The 2046-nt window shown below is 57.5% G+C and carries 1 protein-coding gene; it reads left to right on the top strand.

What is annotated here, in order from left to right; genetic code table 11:
- The first annotated feature begins 60 nt into the window (after positions 1-60).
- The gene (locus WBP53_RS06175) at positions 61-2028 is read left to right on the top strand and encodes an alpha/beta fold hydrolase (protein ID WP_423926997.1); all 1968 of its coding nucleotides are present in this window, start codon (positions 61-63) and stop codon (positions 2026-2028) included.
- Positions 2029-2046 lie beyond the last annotated feature (18 nt).

Here is a 2046-nt window from a genome sequence, read left to right as displayed (position 1 = left end):
ACTTGTGCCCGTGCACTGCTGTGCTAGCGTCGGGCATCAAATCCATTGAGGAAAATTCAGATGACTTGCCCGCGCCTGCTTTCATCAAGTCTCATCGTCGCTTTGCTGGCAGGGCTTGTCGCCTGTGCGCCCGCACCGGACCAGTCAAAGACCGGAGTCGAAGCGGCGGCCGCTCCCGCACCGGTCGAGGTCAGCCGTCCGTCAAAGCATCATCCGGTCGAGGATTTCATTGATACTACTGGCATCGCCGGTGCGTCCTTCTCTCCCGACGAGAGCCGCATCCTGTTCTCGTCGAACAAGTCCGGTATCTGGAATGCCTACACGATGCCGGTGGGTGGTGGCGAGTGGGTGCCAGTGACCACCTCGACAACCGAAAACATCTACGCCGAAGCCTGGTTTCCGAATGACGATCGCAAGCTGGTCTCGCGTGACCAGGGTGGCAACGAGCTCGATCATGTCTACGTGGTCGACGTTGATGGTGTCGAGACGGACCTGACACCGGGCGAAAATCTCAAGGCGCAGTTCGCAGGCTTCAGCGACGATGACGCGGCGTTCTACATCGCAACCAACGAGCGCGACGAAAAATTCTTTGATCTCTATCGCTATGACATCAAATCCTACGAGCGCACCCGTCTGTACGAGAACAAGGAAGGCTACGAGATTGCCGCACTCTCTCCCGACGAGCGCTGGCTGGCCTTGTCGAAAACACGCACGACAAACGACAACAACCTGTTCCTCTTCGATCGCCAGAACAACAAGACGATCGACCTCACTCCGCACGAAGGCAATGCCAGCTACTCGGCCGAAATCTTTTCGCCGGATTCGGCCAGTCTTCTCTATCTCAGCGATGAAGGCAGTGAATTCAAGCGACTGCGCCGATACATGATCGCGGACAGCAAGCATGAAGACGTGCAGGATGCTCCCTGGGATATCGTCTACGTGCGTTACTCGCATGCCGGCAAATATCTGGTCGTCGGCACCAATGTAGATGGCAGCACCCAGGTCTCGATTACCGAAGTTGCCAGTGGCCAGCCGGTCGAAATAGCGGATTTGCCGGCAGGCGAAATTCGCGGCGTGACGATTGCGCGCTCGGAGCAGCGCATGGCGTTTTATGTCAATGGTGATCGCCTGCCCAGCGAGCTCTACATGCTCGAACTCGGTCAGCCCGTTGCGCAGCGCTTGACCACGTCCTTGAGCGACAAGATCGATCCGGCCGACCTGGTGGATTCCGCCGTCGTACGTTTCAATAGCTCCGACGGCATGGAAATTCCGAACATCCTGTGGAAACCGCACCAGGCTGCGGCGAGCAACAAGCTGCCGGCACTGGTATGGGTTCATGGCGGCCCCGGTGGTCAGACCACGCGCGGCTACAACACGATTGCGCAATTCCTCGCCAACAACGGCTACGTCGTGCTTGGAATCAACAACCGTGGCAGCTCCGGCTACGGCAAGACCTTTTTCGCCGCCGATGACCAGAAGCATGGCCATGAGCCGTTGCAGGATTGCGTGGACGCAAAGAAATATCTGCAGTCGCTCGACTATGTCGATGGCGAACGCATTGGCATCATCGGTGGCAGCTATGGCGGCTACATGGTTCTCGCTGCGCTTGCCTTCCAGCCAGACGAGTTCAAGGTTGGCGTTGATATCTTCGGCGTCAGCAACTGGTTGCGCACACTGGAAAGTATCCCGCCTTACTGGGAGAGTTTTCGCGAGGCGCTTTACCAGGAGATCGGAAACCCGGAAACCCAGCGCGAGATGCTCATTGCAATCTCGCCCGTGTTCCATGCCGAGAACATCAACAAGCCGCTGATGGTCTTGCAGGGAAAGAACGATCCACGCGTGATCTTGCCCGAATCCGATGACATCGTCGCCGCGGTGCGCAAGAACAACGTGCCGGTCGAATACGTCGTATTCGACGACGAAGGCCACGGATTCAGCAAGAAGAAGAATCAGATCGAAGGGTACGGCAAGATCCTGGCCTTCCTCGATACCTATCTGAAGGGTGACGGAGTGGCTGCCCAGCCGTAGCGGAAAATTCAGCGGATG

This window comes from Dokdonella sp. (assembly GCF_049593775.1).
Lineage (GTDB): Bacteria > Pseudomonadota > Gammaproteobacteria > Xanthomonadales > Rhodanobacteraceae > Dokdonella.
This window is presented reverse-complemented; position numbering and strand designations above follow the sequence as displayed.

What these genes read in the sequence shown, in the direction of transcription:
- WBP53_RS06175 (WP_423926997.1), top strand. Translation starts at nt 61, where the DNA reads ATGACTTGCCCGCGCCTGCTTTCATCAAGTCTCATCGTCGCTTTGCTG.